We start from the raw sequence: 16,555 nt of genomic DNA, 5'->3' as shown, positions 1-16,555 counted from the left end.
CTGCAGCACGCTTGGCTAGGGCGTTTTTTTGGCCAGCAGCACGGCGTCGCGCCGTTCGCGCTCCAGCTGCACGATGCCGGCGGCGCGCTCTTCGGCGATACCTGCCGTCTGTAGCACGGTGGCCGTCAGCTGCAGCGCCGCTTCCAGCGCCTCGGGCACCACCAGCGTGGCGCCGGCCTGCGCCAGCGCGACCGCATGCGCTTCATCGCGCGCCCGTGCATAGACGGGCAGCAGCGGGTATTCGCGGCGGATCGCGCGCACCGCGTGCAGCACCGACGCCGGGTGATCCATCGTCAGCACCACCGCGCAGGCGCGGTCGGCATGCACCTTCTGCAGCAGTTCGGCGCGCGAGGCGTCGCCGAAATAGACGGGAAAGCCGCGCGGATGCAGCGTCGTCACCAGGCGCGCATCGTTTTCTATCGCTACGTAGCCGATATCGTGTTCGGTCAGCACCTTGGCCAGCAGTTGGCCGACGCGGCCGAAACCGGCAATGATTACCCGGCCGCCCTGCGGCGGCAGCGCGCCGCCGTCCAGGTCGGCCAGTTGATGGCGGTGGCGCTGCTCCCACCAGTTGCCAAAGCCGCGCGCGCCTTTCGCCAGCGCCGGCGTGGCAAACAGGCTCAGGCCCACCACCAGCATCACGAACTGCGCCACTTCCGGCGCAATCAGGTGCGTGCCCAGCGCATAAGCCACCACGATAAAGGCAAATTCACCGCCCTGCCCCAGCAGCACGCCCGATTCGACCGCACGCCCCCAGTGAAAGCCGCCCAGGCGGAAAATCACGCTGATCACCAGCGTCTTGGCGGCAAACAGGCCCAGCACGGCCAGCGGTATCCAGACCGGCGACTTGAGGATCTCACGCACATCGATCTGCATGCCGACCGACATGAAAAACAGCCCCATCAGCAAGCCCTTGAACGGCTCGATGGTCACTTCGACTTCATGGCGAAATTCCGTTTCGGCCAGCAGCAGTCCGGCCAGCAGCGCGCCGAGCGCCATCGACAAGCCGGCCAGATAGGTCAGGCCGGCGATGCCCAGCGTACTGAGCAGTGTCAAGGCCATGAAAACGTCGGGCTGGTGCTTTTTCACGAAAAACTGGAACAGCGGCCGGATCACGCGCCGGCCCAGCAGATAGATCAGCACGATGGCGCCAGCCGACTTGACGGCAGCAAAGCTGAGCAGATAGGCCAGGTCTTCGCTGTGGCCGCTGGCAAACACATCGATCAGGATAAACAGCGGCACCACCATCAGATCCTGGAACATCAATATCGAAAAGCCGGCCTGGCCGGCCGGCGTGGGCAAGGAGCGCTGATCCGTCAGCAGCTGCATCACGACCGCTGTCGACGACAGCGACAGCACCAGCCCAAGCACGATGGCAGCTTCAGTCGACAGGCCGCAATACCAGGCGACAGCGCCAACCAGGCAGGCACTGACGGCCACCTGCGCCACGCCGCCGCCAAACACCCAGCGCCGCAGCGCCCACAGCCGCTCGGTCGACAGCTCCAGCCCGATCATAAACATCAAGAACATCACGCCCAGCTCGGCCAGGCCGCTGACCTGTTCGGCGCGCACGAACGAAAAATAAGTCAGCCAGTGAAAGTCGCCGGCCCACAGGCCGAAGCCATACGGGCCGAACAAGGCGCCCACGGCCAGAAAGCCCAGTACCTGATTGACGCGCAGACGCTGCAGCAAGGGAATAAAAATGCCGGCCAGCGCCAGAAACAGCAGCGTTTCGCGCAGGTAGGGCAAGGCGTGTTGTTCTTCCACCGTCTATTTCCCTTCCGGCAGGCCCAGGATATCGGCGCGCGGATGGCCCCAGCCCGGCACGTAGGACGGGCAGGCGCGGCCCTGGAACTGCGCCATTTCCACCGTGGTAAAGTTGGGCTGCATATCGGGATTGAAGCGCACGTCCGTCAGCTCCTGCGCGCTGACCTTGGGCATGCGGGCAAAGCGGAACCAGGCGTCGACATAGCAATTGCTGGTCTGCATGGCGCGCAGGCTGGCCAGGCTGCCCTTGGCCTGCGCCGCCAGCGCAATTCCCGGCGCCAGCATGGCGCCCTTGCCCGTTTCAGCCAGCCCGGCCGGACAGGCTTTCGGCGCCATCGCACCCGGCAGCAGGTTCAAAGTGCCGCGGCGCAAGGTATAGCTGTCGTCGGCCTTGCTGTCGAGCGAGACATAAATCCAGCACAGCGGATTGCTGGGGAATGCCGTCATGGCCACATCCCACACGCGTACGCCAGGGTCGGCAGTCTGTACGGCTGCAATCACGCGCGCGCGCCCAATGGCCGAGGCCACGCCCTGGGCGCCGATAAACACGGCCGACAGGCCAAACGCCAGCAGCAGGGCGCGGCGCCCGTTTGCGCCAGCGCGCGACTGCAGAGACGCCTGCATAAGCGCCATCAGCGCACCCAGCGCCAGCAGCACGGCCAGCGACAGCGGCGCCAGGTAATGCTTGTAGGTAAAGAAGCACAGCGCCGCCGCCAGGCCGGCCAACAGCACGCCTTTGACCAGGCGGTAGCGCATCGCCATGATCACCGGCACGCCCAGCAGCACCCAGAACATCGGTTCGACAATAAACACCATGTCGCCAAACAGCCAGCGGTTGTCGAACGGATAGAACGGATGGACGCCGTAGGAATTCAAAAAGTCCATGCCCATATGCAGGCAGAAGCCGGCTATCACGCAGATGCCCAGCCCCAGCCGGGCCGGCGCGCTGTCACGCAGCAGGCGCCGCGCACCTGGCCACAGCAGCCAGATCAGCGCCAGCAGCAGCAAGGCCTGCGGTATGGCAAGCAGCAAAGTATGCGTATGGCCGCGATGGTGCAGCATATAGCCAAACGGGCGCGGCAGCAGCCGCGTCAGTATCAGATCCAGGTCGGGCGCATTGCTGGCAAACCAGGCTGAAAACAAAAACAGCGCACGACGCGTGCGCTGGGCAGGCGCTTGCGGCTCGACCGGCAAACTGCGGTGTACCAGTTCGCCCACGCCAAGACCGACCACCGAATGTGTAAGATTATCCATTGGATAATTTTACAGGAGGCAACTGCCACCTGCCCACCAACTCAGGGTCAGTTCCGCCAATCGGACACGAACTCGTCCCTGATACCTACTCCCGGCAGCTGCTGAAAAACCAGCATGCAGCATGCCGCCGGCTTCTTAAAGATGAGCTTGTGTCCAGATGGCGGAACTGACCCCGGGTTGGCGGGTTAGGTACTCGCTACAGCGCTTCCAGGTGTTCGCCGCGCATGCCGACCAGCAAGGCGCGGCCATCGGGCATGACGCGAAACTCGCCATAGCGCGCCTTTTCCCAGCGCGCCGCCTCGCCTTCCTTGAAATACCAGGCGTCGGTGACCAGCGCCCAGCGGCCGTCTTTCGGTGTCAGTTGCATCAGGAACTGGCCAGGCGCCAGCGGCTTGCCCTCATGCAGCCCCTGCACCGTGGCGATGCCGCGCTCGTCGCGCGCAAGTACGATATAAGGGCGTTTGACGCGTTCACCGTGCATGGTCACGGCGTCAAACGCATTCAAGGCCAGGAAATTCAAGCGCATGAAGTCGCCCTGCATCAGCGAACGCGGATCAGCCGGCGCCAGCGCAATAAAGACCGGCTGGCCGTCGCTGATCAGCTTTTCCTTTTGCCAGATGCCGATATTGGCCACCGCCAGCACCACCAGCAGGCTAGCTAACACGCCGGGGCGTACCAGCCGGCCATGCGGCGCGGACAGCTCCATGCCGCCGGCCTGGTCGACCAGCTTGCGCACCGCGCCGCGCGCGGCCAACCAGGACAGCGCCGCCAGCACCAGCCCGGCAACCGCCAGCACCAGCGCCTTGCTAGCCAGGGGCCAGGCCAGCTGATAGTAAAAACCGCCGATAACCCAGGCTGCTGCCAGTGCTGCCGCTGTCGCCACGCGCAGGCGCGCGCTGGTCACGCAAAACGCGAGGATCAGCAGCACCGGCCCCAGCGCCGGCATAAACCAGGCCAGCACGGTCAGCACAATCGCCACGCCCAGCGCCGGCAACTGGCGCAGCGAAGGCCAGCGATGCTGCGCCCAGAACGCGGCAGCAATGGCCAGCGCCACCGAGATGCCCTGCAGCAGCTGGAATTGCCACGGCTGCCTGCGCGTTGCCACCTCGTCGGCCATATCGCTGACCCAGCCGTCGCCCATGCTGGCGCCCAGCAAAAACGTCTTGCCGGACCACATGATCAGTCCTGCCAGCACGGCCAGCACCCAGCCGGTCGAGACCGATTCGATATAGGCCGCCGCTGCCGCACCGCGGCCGTCGCCATAGCTGGCTTTCTGTACCCAGTGTACGCCCAGCCATACGCCCAGCGCCAGCAGCCAGGCAATAAACAGGCTGGTCGGGTCGCTGTTGAAAGACCAGCTCTGATGGCTGCTCACACCGCATAGCGCCAGCAGCGCGCAGGCAGCAAAGCCGAGCAGCACGCGCAGCCAGTCGCGCGCCAGGATCACGGCGAACAGCAGGCAGGTCAGGCCCAGCAGCAGTGCGGCAAGCTGGCTGTGCAGGTCGCGAAACAGCGCATAGCCCAGCAGGCCGCCGCCAACCAGCAGGCCGGGAATGGCCAGTTGCTCGACAAACAGCGACACGCTGCGCAGGCGCAACACCGTGCAGGCAGCAGCAAGCGCCAGCGCCGCCACGATATAGGTACCGATGCCTCTTTCAAGAAAACTGCCCAGCATAAGGCCCAGCATCAGCATCAGGGGCAGCGCGGCCAGCCAGGCGCCAAAAGCCGTCATCAGCACCACCGGCCAGGGCCGCACATCCTGCTCCGGGCGCGCCGCCGTGGCGCGCAACAGCTGAGCCTGGACGGCAGCGTCCATCAGTGTGGATAAGGCATCGGGTTTGCGCGGATTCATGGCGCCTCCTGGCGCGTGCGCCACAGAATGAACTTGACGCTGGCGGCAAGCAGCAGGGCCGCTGTCAGGGCGGTAAAGGCCATGCCGGCAATCGGGTCATCACGCGTGTCGACCATGCGCGAACCCAGTCCGGCAACGAGCACGATATTGATACCGAGCGTGACGGCACTGAGGCCAAACACATCAAACAGGCGGCGCGTCTGCAGCACTACGGCGGCGACCAGCAATACCGCCAGCCCGCCCCAGTACAGCATGCCGATGGCCGAGCTGAACAGCGCGCTGATGGCGGCGCCGACGATCGAGATCATCAGCAGCATCAGACCCAGGCGCAACGGCCACAGGCCGGCCCCGGTCCAGCGCGCCAGCAGCGGCGAGACAAAGGCGCAGGCCAGCAGCCAGGCTGCCCAGCCGGCCATATACAGATCCAGGTCCTCGGGGTCGATCAGCCAGCTGCGGTGCGCATGGGCCTGTATCCAGAGCGTAATGCCGGTGGCGATGATCAGCATCCACGGCGTCCACAGCACATCGCTGCGCGCCACCAGGCACAGCGGCAAGGCCAGTGCGGCCCAGACGGCAAACAACTGCCACGGATCGGCGCCGGTCTGGTAGGTCTGGCCGAAAAAGGCAAACAGGCCACCGATGGCCAGCATGGCGATCAGCAGCAGCGGCGAACGCGCTTTCGGTGCGGCAAAGGCGCCGAGACAGGCCAGAACGACAATGCCCTGCAGCAAAGCAAAGCGGCCGCTACGGCCAAAGTCTGCCCAGTTGGCGGCAACCCAGCAGATCAGGCCCAGCCCCAGCAAGGCGGCACCCAATACAGCCACGCCGCGCGGCAACCAGTACGCCAGGCGCGCCGGTTCCTGCTCGAAGCCGGCCAGCTCGTGCAATTGACGGGTTTGGTGTGTATCAAGCTGATGGGTTTGGGCCAGTTGATAGACGGCAAGACGCAGGTCCATGACTAACGCTCGACCTGCACGCCGCGCCAGAACGCCACATGGCCGGCGATCTGGCGGGCAGCGTCTTTCGGCTCGGGGTAATACCAGGCGGCGTTGGCGTTGACCTGGCCATCGACCACGACATCGTAATAACTGGCCGTGCCCTTCCATGGGCACACGGTCTGGTGGCTGCTGGCGCGCAGGCAATCCTGCTTGACCGCGGCGAGGGGAAAATACACATTGTTTTCAACGATCTGCACCTGGTCGTCGGCAGCTTGCGCAACGACGGCGCCATTCCAGCTTGCTGTTGGCATTTGACTATCCTCCTGTGGAGGCGAGTGTAGCGCAAAAGCAATTTAATGGCGCACGCCTGAGGCGAGTTCAGCTACCGGACGCGATCTGGCGCAAAGCCTGTTCGAATACTTCGGGCGGCTGACCACCGGAGATCAGATGGCGCTCGTTGATAATAATGGCCGGCACCGAATTGATACCGTTCTGCTGATAGAAGCGCTCCTGCTCGCGCACTTCGTCGGCAAATTCGTTCGAGGCCAGAATGGCGGCCGCGCGCGTGGTATCGAGGCCCACCTCGCCCACTACTTTGAGCAGCAAGTCATGCGACGACGGGTTTTGTCCTTGCGTAAAGTAAGCGTCGAACAGCGCCATTTTCAGCGAGTGCTGACGCCCTTCCAGACCAGCCCAGTGCAGCAGGCGGTGCGCGTCGAAGGTGTTGTAGATGCGCCCACGCTTGTCCATTGAAAAGGTAAAACCCAGCTGTTCGCCGCGCGCGCGGATCGCTTCGCGCGACTGCGCCATCTGTTCCGGAGTCGAGCCGTATTTCTCGGCGATATGTTCGCCGATATCCTGGCCTTCCGGCGCCATATTGGCGTTCAGCTCGAAGGGCTGGAAATGGATGTCGGCCTTGACGGTGCCTTGCAGCTTGTCGAGCGCCTGCTCCAGCGACTTGAGGCCCACCACGCACCATGGGCAGGAAACGTCGGAAACAAAATCGATACGGATGGGCGTTGCAGTCATGATGGCAGCCTTTGAAAGTCGGTGGCGGGCGCACCGTGCGCGCCGCAAGCCTTGCATATGCGTGCGGCGACGGCAAATTCAAGTTTACTTCTTTTTGCTGCCGATCTTGCTTTCCTTGCCGGCGAGCAGATTGGCAATATTCTGGCTGTGGCGATACGCCAGCAGCACGCTCATCACGATCACTGCCAGCAGGATCGCGTCCACGCCAAACAGCAGGCCATAGTAGAACGGTGCAAACAGCGCTGCCACCAGCGCCGCCAGCGAAGAATAGCGGAAGGCATAGGCAATCACCAGCCAGGTGGCCAGCGTGGCCAGGCCCAGCCAGGGATTGATGCCCAGCAGTACGCCCAGCGCGGTGGCCACGCCCTTGCCGCCGATAAAGCGGAAAAACACGGGCCACAGGTGCCCGAGGAACACGGCAATGGCCACCAGCGCCACGGCCGTGTCGCCCACGCCCAGCTGCGCGGCAAAGTGATCGGCCAGGAAAACGGCCAGCCAGCCTTTGGCGCCGTCGCCGAGCAGGGTCATGATGGCCGCGCCCTTGTTACCGCTACGCAGCACGTTGGTCGCGCCCGGATTTTTCGAGCCATAGGTGCGCGGATCGGCAATCCCGAACATCTTGCTCATCACCACGGCAAACGATATCGAGCCGAGCAAGTAAGCGGCCACTGTCATTGCCACGGTTGTGATTACTGGATTCATTTCTTCCCTTTGTTATGTTTATTGCAGCAGTGTCGAGACTGACGCTGAGGCTGGGGCAGCAGAATATACACCATCGCGCGCTGGCTCAGTCCGGCAAAGCGCACTGCACGACCTTTGCGCCCAGCAACTCGAACACCACCTGCGGCGCCAGCGACACCAGAAAACCGCGCCGCCCGCCGTTGATATAGATGCGTTCCAGGTCCAGTATGGTCTGCTCGACATAGACCGGCATCACTTTGCGCGTGCCAAATGGCGAGGTGCCGCCTATCATGTAACCAGAATGACGCTGCGCCACCTCGGGCTTGCATGGCTCGACCGATTTACAGCCGATGGCGCGCGCCAGGTTCTTGGTCGAGACCTTGCAGTCGCCATGCATCAGCACGATCATCGGCCGCGCCGCCTCATCCTGCATCACCAGGGTCTTGATGACGGCATGCTCGGGCACGCCAAGCTCGCGCGCCGACACGCTGGTGCCGCCGTGCTCTTCGTAAGGATAGGGATGTTCGTCAAAGGCAACCTGATGCTTGCGCAGCATTTGCGTTGCCGGGGTTTCCGAAATATGCTCTTTTTTAGCCATGCGTGATACGCTGATCATTCAGTGAGGAGTGCTAATTATGCAGGAAGAAATCCGCTTTGCCACCTTCAATGTCTGCAATCTTGCCCTGCCCGGTGCAAAACTGTATGACAACCTCGAACCGTTGACGCCAGCGCAATATGAAGCCAAGCTGCAATGGACGGCGCGCCAGCTCGACCTGCTGAACGCCGATGTGGTCGGCTTCCAGGAAGTGTTTTCGCAGGCCGCCCTGCGCGAGGTGCTGGCGCGCACGCAACTGTATCGCGACGCCGTGCTGGCCGGCTACGACGCCGTCGACGCCGGCGGACGCGCGCTGCCGGCCGTGGCGCTGGTATCGCGCCTGCCGCTGGCCGGCCCCGCCGTGGCGTACGCCAACTTCCCGCTGGGCGTGGCCCTGCCGGCGGAAGACCATGCGGCCGAAGACCAGGCCGCGCGCTTTGCCCGCGCGCCGCTGCATGTGCCGGTGCTGCTGCCCGGCGGCCATGTGACCGATGTGCTGGTGGTGCACCTGAAATCGCGCCGCCCCGATTACCGCCATGGCGACAGCAGCGATGCGCTGGCCTACGCCATGGCCAACCTGCGCTCGCTGCACCGGCGCGGCGCCGAAGCGGTGGCGCTGCGCGTGCTGGCGTGCGAACTGGGCCGCAGCGGCCGGCCGCGCATCGTGCTGGGCGACTTCAACGATATTGCCCAGGCCGTGACCACCAGCATCGTGATGGGCGCCGGCGCACCCAGCCTGCCGGGCCATGAAATGCACGAGCGCCTGTACGACTGCAATGCCATCCAGCAGCGCCGCGACGATCTGCGCCAGCTGCGCTATACCAATATCCACGACAGCAGCAATATGACCATCGACCATGTGCTGGTGTCCGAGCATTTCCACGCCGCTTCGCCGCGCGCCATCGGCGTGGTACAGGATGTGCTGTATCTGAACGACCATCTGCTGCTGGCCATGCCGCAGGCGTCCGACCATGGCCAGGTGCTGGTACGTATCCGCCTGCGCGGCCCCTTCGATTAGATTTTCTGCAGTTCAGCCCCCGTTTTGTGCAATCTGTCGCATGACGGTGGCGGCGGCCCTTGAAAATTCATAAAGTGGCAATATGCGTAGCGCTGTGAACGGCTGCTGGCGGCAGGCGTGCTGCCGGTGGCCCGACACGGCGCCGCGCTACCCGTACGGTCCTGCGCTGCCAGGCAGGATCGAACCGAGCCCAGGCGCCCCAACGGCGCGCCGCCACGCCATCAAAACCATGAAAAACGAGACACTGCCACCGCCCGCCCCCCTTGCCATCAAACGTAGCCGGCGCTGGCGTCCACTGGTGCTGATCCTGATCGGCGTCGCCGTAGCCGCCGGCGGCTGGAGCTACAAGCAATCGAAGCAGCAGGCCGCCAGCGCCGCTGCCGCGCAGGCCAGCAAGAAAAAAGAAGCAGCAAAAACACCGGTGCATGAACTGGCGCAGGGCGACGTGGCGGCGATTGCCGCGCGCGAGCTGAAAGTGAGCCTGCCGCTGTCGGGCTCCCTCATGCCGCTGACGCAGGCCACCATCAAGTCCAAGGTCTCCGGCGAAATCGCCGCCACCACCGTGCAGGAAGGCCAGCAGGTTGCCGCCGGCCAGATACTGCTGCGCCTGGACGCCGCCGACCAGCGCGCCCGCCTGACGCAGCAGCAGGCCATGCTCGACGAAGCGCAGGCGCGCCTGGCAATGGCAGGCAAGAACGAGGCCAACAGCCAGGCCCTGCTCAAGCAGAAATACATTTCGCAAACCGCCTACGACACCACGCAAAACTCGGTCGACCTGGCGCGCGCCGCCGTCAAGTCGGCGGGCGCCATGGTCGATATCGCGCGCATCGCACTGGCCGATACCGTGATCCGCGCGCCGATGGCCGGCATCGTCAGCAAGCGCCATGTGCAGGCAGGCGAGAAGGTCGCGCCCGACATGCCGGTCTATACCATCGTCAATCTGGCGCAGATGACGCTGGAGGCACCGGTACCGAGCGCCGAGATCCCGCGCATCAAGGTCGGCCAGGACGTGCGCTTCAAGGTCGACGGCTTTGGCGCGCGCGACTTTGCCGGCAAGGTCGAACGCATCAACCCCACCACCGAAAGCGGCTCGCGCGCGATGATGGTGTATATCGCGGTCGACAATAGCGACCGCGCGCTGCGCGGCGGCATGTTCGCCAAGGGCAGCATCGTGACCGAGCGCTCGAGCGTGGCGCCGCTGGTGCCGCTCACGGCCGTGCGCCAGGAAAAGCGCGGCACGGTGGTGTATGCACTGGTGAAAGGCAAGGTAGTGGAAACGCCGGTCACGCTGGGCCTGCGCAATGAAGATGAAGGTTACGCCGAAGTGACGGCCGGCCTGGCGCCGGGCGCGCAGGTGATCGTGGCCAGGCTCGATGGCGTCAAGCCGGGCCATGAGGTGACGTTCAATACCGCGCCGGCAGCCGCCGCCGCTGCAGCCAAACCGGCCGCCGCGCCGCAGAAAGGCTGAGCCATGTGGATGACCAAAGTCAGTATCCAGAACCCCGTGTTTGCCACCATGGTGATGGTGGCGCTGGTGGTGCTGGGCCTGTTTTCGTACCGCGGCCTGGGCGTGGAAAGCATGCCCAGCGTGCAGTTCCCGTTTGCCGCGATTGAAGTCAATTACCCGGGCGCTTCCCCGGAAGCGGTGGAAAACGATATCACGCGCCCGATCGAAGACGCCGTCAATACCGTCAGCGGCATCAAGACCATCCGCGCCAATTCCTGGGAAGGGCGCGCCGGGGTCTACCTGGAGTTCGAGCTGTCGACCAATATGGACAAGGCCATGCAGGACCTGCGCGACAAGGTTGCGCTGGTGCGCCCGCGCTTTCCCAAGGAAGCCAAGGACCCGTTTATTGCGCGCGCCGAAGGCGACAACGAGCGCCCGATTGCCACCATCGTGCTGACGGCGACAAGCCACGACCTGCGTGAGCTGTCGACCATGACCGAACAGGTGATCAGCAAGCGCTTCCAGAGCGTGGCCGGCGTCGGCCAGGTCAAGCTGCGCGGCCTGCGCGCACGCCAGATCCTGATCAGCATGAAGCCGATCGAACTCAATGCGCAGGGCATCGGCGTCGATGAAGTGATCCGCGCCATCCAGGCCACCAACACCAACCTGCCGGCCGGCTCGATCAGCCATGGCGCGGCCGAGCAACTGGTGCGGGTCGAAGGCAAGATCAAGGATGCACGCGAGTTCGGCAAGATCATCGTCGCGCGCCGCGCCGTCGGCCCGGTGTATCTCGACCAGGTGGCCACGGTGGTCGATGGCGAGCAGGAAGAACTGTCGATCTCGCGCATGAACGGCCAGCAGGCCGTCACGCTGGAAATCACCAAGGTGCAGGACGCCAACGTGGTGGAAGTAGGTACCGGCATTCTGAAAGTGGCGGCCGAGCTGCAAAAGACGCTGCCGTCCGATATCTCGCTGCGCGTGCTCGACGACGAATCGGCGCGCGTGCAAAGCCAGCTGGACAACGTCAAGCGCACCATCCTGGAAGGCGCCATTCTGACCATGGTGATCGTGTTCCTGTTCCTGCACTCGTGGCGCAGCACCATTATTACCGGCCTGACCTTGCCGATCTCGGTGCTGGCCAGCTTTATCGCCATGAAAGCGTTCGGCTTCACGCTCAACTTCCTGACCCTGATGGCGCTGTCGCTGTGCATTGGCCTGTTGATCGACGACGCCATCGTGGTGCGTGAAAATATCGTGCGCCACCTGGGCATGGGCAAGAACCATGTCAAGGCGGCCAACGACGGCACCAATGAAATCGGCCTGGCCGTGATGGCCACCACCTTTGCCATCGTGGCCGTGTTCGTGCCAGTGGCGTTTATGGACGGCATTATCGGCCGCTTCTTCCTGCAGTTCGGCATTACCGTGGCCGTGGCTGTGATGGTGTCGCTGTTTGTCAGCTTTACGCTCGACCCGATGCTGTCTTCGGTCTGGCGCGACCCGGTCAAGGACCGCTTCAAGTACGCGCCATGGCTGGGCCGCTTCATGGCCTGGATCGAAACCGGTATCGACCGCCTGCATGTCTGGTACGGCAAGGTGCTGGCGGTGGCCCTGCGCTGGCGCAAAACCACGCTGGCGACCGCCTTTGCGCTGTTTGCCGGCAGCCTGATGCTGGTGCCGATGATCGGCGGCGAGATGTTCCCGGAAACCGACCAGGGCTGGGTCAACCTGCGCTTCAAGACACCGGTCGGCTCCAGCCTCGACTACACCGACTCCAAGGTGCGCCAGATCGAGCAGGCATTGAAGGAATTTCCCGAGATCGACAGCCTGGTGGCCAATGTGGGTACCCAGGACGGGCGCAATGCGGCCGAGGTCAATCTCAAGCTCACTGACGTCAAGACCCACAAGCGCCGTTCGCAGCAGGAACTGGAAAAGCTGATCCGCGAACGCCTGGCGCCAATTGCCGGCATCACGCTGTCGGTGGGCCAACGGCCGATCTTTATTGCCATTCTTGGCACCGATGAAGCCAAGCTCGATGCGGTAGCCCACACGCTGATGAACAAAATGCGCGGCATCAAGGGCCTGGCCGACATGGAATACAGCCAGGAAGGCGCCAACCCGTCAACCACCGTCAAGATCAACAACGAACTGGCCAGCGACCTGGGCCTGTCGGTACAGCAGATCGGTAATGCGCTGCGCCCGTTTGTTGCTGGCGACACGGTCAGCCACTGGCTCGCCTCCGATGGCCAGAACTACGACGTCAATGTGCAGCTGCCCAAGTCGGGCCGCCAGAAGGTGGCCGACCTGGCCGACCTGTCGCTGGCTTCAAGCAAGCTTGACGCCAACGGCAAGCCGATCATGATACCGCTGCGCCAGGTGGTCGAATTCGTACCGTCATCGAGCCCGCAGGTACTCAAGCGCCAGGCGCTGCAGCGCCGCGTGGCGATCTATGCCGGCACCGAAGGCCGCCCGGCCGGCGATGTCGACGCCGACGTACAGAAAGCCATCAAGTCGATCGACCTGCCGCCCGGCGTGCGTTTCGATGTGGCCGGCAATGCGCAGCAGATGGCCGAAACCATGGGCGGCGCGATGATGGCACTCGGTATCGCCGTGATCTTTATCTACCTGGTACTGGCCTCGCAGTTCGGCAGCTTCTTGCAGCCGATCGCCATTATGGTGTCGCTGCCACTGTCATTGATCGGCGTGCTGGGCGCGCTGCTCATTACCGGCAGCACCCTGAATATTTTCTCGGTGATCGGCTTTATTATGCTGATGGGCCTGGTGACCAAGAACGCGATTCTGCTGGTGGACTTTACCAACCAGCGCCAGCGCGAAGGGCTGGGACAGTTTGACGCCCTGATGGAAGCGGGCCAGGTGCGCCTGCGCCCGATCCTGATGACCACCCTGGCGATGGTGTTCGGCATGCTGCCGATGGCCATCGGCATGGGCGACGGCGGTGAAACGCAGGCGCCGATGGGGCGCGCCGTGATCGGCGGCGTGATTACTTCGACCCTGCTGACATTGGTGGTGGTGCCGGTGGCCTATACCTACCTGGACAGCCTGGGCAAGCGCGCCGCACGCTGGTTTGGCGGCAGCGCACACGACGATGAGCATGGGCACGATAACCAGGTGACAGCACACTGAAGTAGGTCGGATCAGGCCCCAAGGGGGCCGTAATCCGACAACACCGCTGCTGCCAACAATGTTGTCGGATTACGCGGGGCGTAGCCCCGCTAATCCGACCGACGCCGACCGACGCCGGCCCATGACATTAAACCGCAGCGCCAGCCTGCGGTTCCTCATCCTCTTCTTCATCTTCATCCGGCAGCGCAATGCCGTTCTCGTCGACCGCCGGCTTCGGATTATTCTTTGCTTCGAACTTGCGGCGTGCCTTTTCCTCGGCTTTCTTCTTTTTTTCCAGCTCTTTTTGTCGTTTTTCGTATTGGAAATTTGTTTTTGCCATGGCTTACCTCTTGAGTTGTTTTAACGTTACTGATGAACGCGTAAGACACATTATGACGCAGATAGGGCAAATGCAAATTTTTCAGCCCCGCGGATGATGTGCTGCATGCAGTATCTTCAGGCGCTCGCGCGCCACGTGGGTGTATATCTGGGTGGTGGAAATATCGGCATGGCCGAGCAGCAGCTGCACCACGCGCAGGTCGGCGCCGTGGTTGAGCAGATGGGTGGCAAAGGCGTGGCGCAAGGTATGCGGCGACAGCGGCGCGGTGATCCCCGCACGCAGCGCATGCTTCTTGATAATTACCCAGAACATCTGGCGCGTCATGGCGCCGCCACGCGCCGTGACAAACAGCGCATCGTCCATCTGGCCGTCGAGAATCACGCCGCGCGCATCCTTCAGGTAGCGCTCGATCCAGGCGCGCGCTTCGGCGCCGAACGGCACCAGGCGCGTCTTGCTGCCCTTGCCGGTAATGCGCAGCACGCCGTCGTTCAGGCTCAGCTCGACCGATTTCAGCTCGACCAGCTCGGATACCCGCAAGCCGCTCGCATACATCAGTTCAAGCATGGTGCGTTCGCGCAGGCCCAAGGGCGTGCTGACGTCGGGCGCGGCCAGCAGCGCTTCAACTTGCGCTTCGGACAGCGTATGGACAAAACGCACCGGCTGTTTGGCCGACACCATCTTCAGGCAAGGGTCGGCCTGGACGTATTTGAGGCGCAGCGCGCGCTGGTAAAAGCGCTTCAGTACCGACAGGCGGCGGTTCGACGAAGTGGCCTTGCTGTCGTCATTGCGGGCGACAAAATAGGCTTCGATATCGCCGCTGTCGACATCGAACAGGCTGTCGCGGCCGGGGCGCGTCACTTCCAGGTAGCGCGCAAACAGGCGCATGTCGCGCCGGTAGGCGTCGAGCGAGTTTTTCGACAGACCGTCTTCGAGCCACAGGCTGTCGCAGAATTCGTCGATCAGGGTGGCGTTGTCGGGTGCCAGCAAAGCATTCATTATCAACAGTCAGATTGGCAAATGTGGCAGATATACAACTGGCGATGCACCATCATGAACGCGGCGCACCAGAATCAGGCATAGCGCCCAGTATAAAGAAGACGAAAAAAAAGCGCACCATCTGGTGCGCTTTGAATATTGCTTCACGTTCCCGGTCGTTTGGGTTAGCTGGTGACAGCTCGTGGCCGCAGGCAGCTATGACTCAACAACTTCTGTGAAACGTGTGTCTCCTCACATATCCCCGGTATCAATACCGTTCTTATAGACCACTCCCCCACCAACTTTTACCGCTTGTTCTGTATTGCCTGCCTTGCTACAGGCACGCATATCGATATACGTGTTTCCCCGTAAGGCCGCCCATCATAACGTATTTAATCGGCCGCATCGATTTTTTTTGCACCATGAAAGGGAGTGGCATACACCCCACAGCAGATACTGGCGCAACTGGCCAGAAGTATGGTATGCCGGACTATTTTGCCGTTTCGCGGTTGATCGCCGAAATCCATTCCTTGCCGATGCGCTTTTCCATGGTCTTTTGCACCGGCGCCAGCGCGCGGCGCCACTCGGCCTGCTCCTGCACGCTGAGCGTATAAATCTTCGTCTTGCCGCTTTTGCGGATCGCTTCGAGCGCCTTGTCGTTGTCGCTCTGGGCAATCGCCTTTTCAAAGGTGGTCGCTTCCTTCATGGCCTTTTCCAGCTGGTTGCGGATATCCGAAGGCAGGCCGTCCCAGAACTTCTTGTTGACGATCACCGCATAGCCCAGATAACCGTGATTGGACACGGTCAGGTGCTTTTGCACTTCATGCATCTTCTGCGTGTACATGTTCGATGGCGGATTTTCGGTGCCGTCGACCACTCCCGTCTGCAGCGCGCGATAGGCTTCGGAAAACGCCAGCGCCTGCGGATTGGCGCCCAGCGCGCGCATCTGCTCGTCAAGCACATTGGACGACTGGATGCGCATCTTCAGGCCCTTGAAGTCGGCCGGATGATGCAACGGCGTATTGGCCGACATCACCTTGAAGCCGTTGTCCCAGTATGCCAGGCCCGTGATGCCCTTCGGTTCGAGCTTTTTCAGCAGGTTCTTGCCGATATCGCCTTCGGTCACGTTGTACAGCGCGGTCTTGGTGGGGAAGATATACGGCAGGTCGAATACTTCGAACTCCTTGACGCCCAGCGGGCCGAACTTGGCCAGCGAAGGCGCCAGCATCTGCACCGCGCCCAGTTGCAGCGCTTCGAGTTCTTCCTTGTCCTTGTACAGCTGGCTGTTCGGGTAGAGTTCGACCTTGACGCGGCCGCGCGTGGCCTGTTCGGCCAGCAGCTTGAAGCGCTCGGCGGCCTGGCCCTTGGGCGTATCAGGAGCAACCACGTGGCTGAATTTGATGACGATGGGCGCCTGGGCCAGGGCGGGAACGCCAGCGCCGGCGCCGATCGCCATGCAGAGCATGGCCAGCATGGATTTGATGTGCATTACAATCTCCGTGGCGAAACCAGATGCCTGATTCCTGATCTGCGCCGATA

General features: G+C 62.9%; 14 protein-coding genes. 3 read left to right on the top strand and 11 right to left on the bottom strand.

Annotation, left to right across the window (positions count from 1 at the left end; genetic code table 11):
- Positions 1 to 15: 15 nt before the first annotated feature.
- The 8 genes from GCM43_RS08260 to ybaK form a co-directional block, all read right to left on the bottom strand.
- A complete protein-coding gene (locus GCM43_RS08260) occupies positions 16 to 1,767 on the bottom strand; it encodes a cation:proton antiporter domain-containing protein (protein ID WP_152243081.1) in 1,752 nt (583 codons plus the stop codon).
- A gap of 3 nt (positions 1,768 to 1,770) precedes the next feature.
- Positions 1,771 to 3,021 (bottom strand): metal-dependent hydrolase, encoded by a 1,251-nt coding sequence (locus GCM43_RS08255; RefSeq protein ID WP_152243079.1) that lies wholly within the window; start codon positions 3,019 to 3,021, stop codon positions 1,771 to 1,773.
- Between the two features lie 196 nt (positions 3,022 to 3,217).
- Entirely contained in the window at positions 3,218 to 4,873 is a 1,656-nt protein-coding gene (locus tag GCM43_RS08250; RefSeq protein WP_152243077.1) for a GDYXXLXY domain-containing protein, read from the bottom strand.
- Positions 4,870 to 5,829: a DUF2157 domain-containing protein gene (locus GCM43_RS08245; RefSeq protein ID WP_152243075.1), complete on the bottom strand. Its 960-nt coding sequence runs from the start codon at positions 5,827 to 5,829 to the stop codon at positions 4,870 to 4,872. Before GCM43_RS08245 ends, GCM43_RS08250 begins: the two co-directional genes overlap by 4 nt.
- Positions 5,830 to 5,831: 2 nt before the next feature.
- Entirely contained in the window at positions 5,832 to 6,122 is a 291-nt protein-coding gene (locus GCM43_RS08240) for a DUF427 domain-containing protein (RefSeq protein ID WP_152243073.1), read from the bottom strand.
- Positions 6,123 to 6,189: 67 nt separating this feature from the next.
- Positions 6,190 to 6,840: a DsbA family oxidoreductase gene (locus tag GCM43_RS08235; protein WP_152243071.1), complete on the bottom strand. Its 651-nt coding sequence runs from the start codon at positions 6,838 to 6,840 to the stop codon at positions 6,190 to 6,192.
- An 84-nt stretch (positions 6,841 to 6,924) separates the two neighbouring features.
- A complete protein-coding gene (plsY, locus tag GCM43_RS08230) occupies positions 6,925 to 7,542 on the bottom strand; it encodes a glycerol-3-phosphate 1-O-acyltransferase PlsY (protein ID WP_226929392.1) in 618 nt (205 codons plus the stop codon).
- Between the two features lie 85 nt (positions 7,543 to 7,627).
- Entirely contained in the window at positions 7,628 to 8,119 is a 492-nt protein-coding gene (gene ybaK / locus GCM43_RS08225; RefSeq protein ID WP_152243069.1) for a Cys-tRNA(Pro) deacylase, read from the bottom strand.
- A gap of 37 nt (positions 8,120 to 8,156) precedes the next feature.
- Between ybaK and GCM43_RS08220 the strand changes: the two genes are divergently transcribed.
- The 3 genes from GCM43_RS08220 (at position 8,157) to GCM43_RS08210 (ending at position 13,722) form a co-directional block, all read left to right on the top strand.
- Positions 8,157 to 9,134 (top strand): endonuclease/exonuclease/phosphatase family protein, encoded by a 978-nt coding sequence (locus tag GCM43_RS08220; protein WP_152243067.1) that lies wholly within the window; start codon positions 8,157 to 8,159, stop codon positions 9,132 to 9,134.
- Between the two features lie 82 nt (positions 9,135 to 9,216).
- The gene (locus tag GCM43_RS08215; protein WP_319636947.1) at positions 9,217 to 10,602 is read left to right on the top strand and encodes an efflux RND transporter periplasmic adaptor subunit; all 1,386 of its coding nucleotides are present in this window, start codon (positions 9,217 to 9,219) and stop codon (positions 10,600 to 10,602) included.
- Positions 10,603 to 10,605: 3 nt separating this feature from the next.
- Positions 10,606 to 13,722, top strand: coding sequence for an efflux RND transporter permease subunit (locus GCM43_RS08210; protein ID WP_152243065.1), 3,117 nt, complete (start codon positions 10,606 to 10,608; stop codon positions 13,720 to 13,722).
- Positions 13,723 to 13,849: 127 nt separating this feature from the next.
- Here GCM43_RS08210 and GCM43_RS08205 read toward each other — a convergent pair whose 3' ends face one another.
- The 3 genes from GCM43_RS08205 to GCM43_RS08195 form a co-directional block, all read right to left on the bottom strand.
- A complete protein-coding gene (locus tag GCM43_RS08205; protein WP_152243063.1) occupies positions 13,850 to 14,041 on the bottom strand; it encodes a hypothetical protein in 192 nt (63 codons plus the stop codon).
- Between the two features lie 81 nt (positions 14,042 to 14,122).
- A complete protein-coding gene (gene xerD, locus GCM43_RS08200; RefSeq protein ID WP_193315568.1) occupies positions 14,123 to 15,037 on the bottom strand; it encodes a site-specific tyrosine recombinase XerD in 915 nt (304 codons plus the stop codon).
- A gap of 469 nt (positions 15,038 to 15,506) precedes the next feature.
- A complete protein-coding gene (locus tag GCM43_RS08195) occupies positions 15,507 to 16,505 on the bottom strand; it encodes a TRAP transporter substrate-binding protein (protein WP_152243061.1) in 999 nt (332 codons plus the stop codon).
- Positions 16,506 to 16,555 lie beyond the last annotated feature (50 nt).

Origin of the sequence: Janthinobacterium aquaticum (genome assembly GCF_009208565.1) — a bacterium.
Taxonomy (GTDB): domain Bacteria; phylum Pseudomonadota; class Gammaproteobacteria; order Burkholderiales; family Burkholderiaceae_D; genus Janthinobacterium.
Note: the sequence above shows the minus strand (reverse complement) of the source record. Positions and strands in the feature narration are given on the sequence as shown.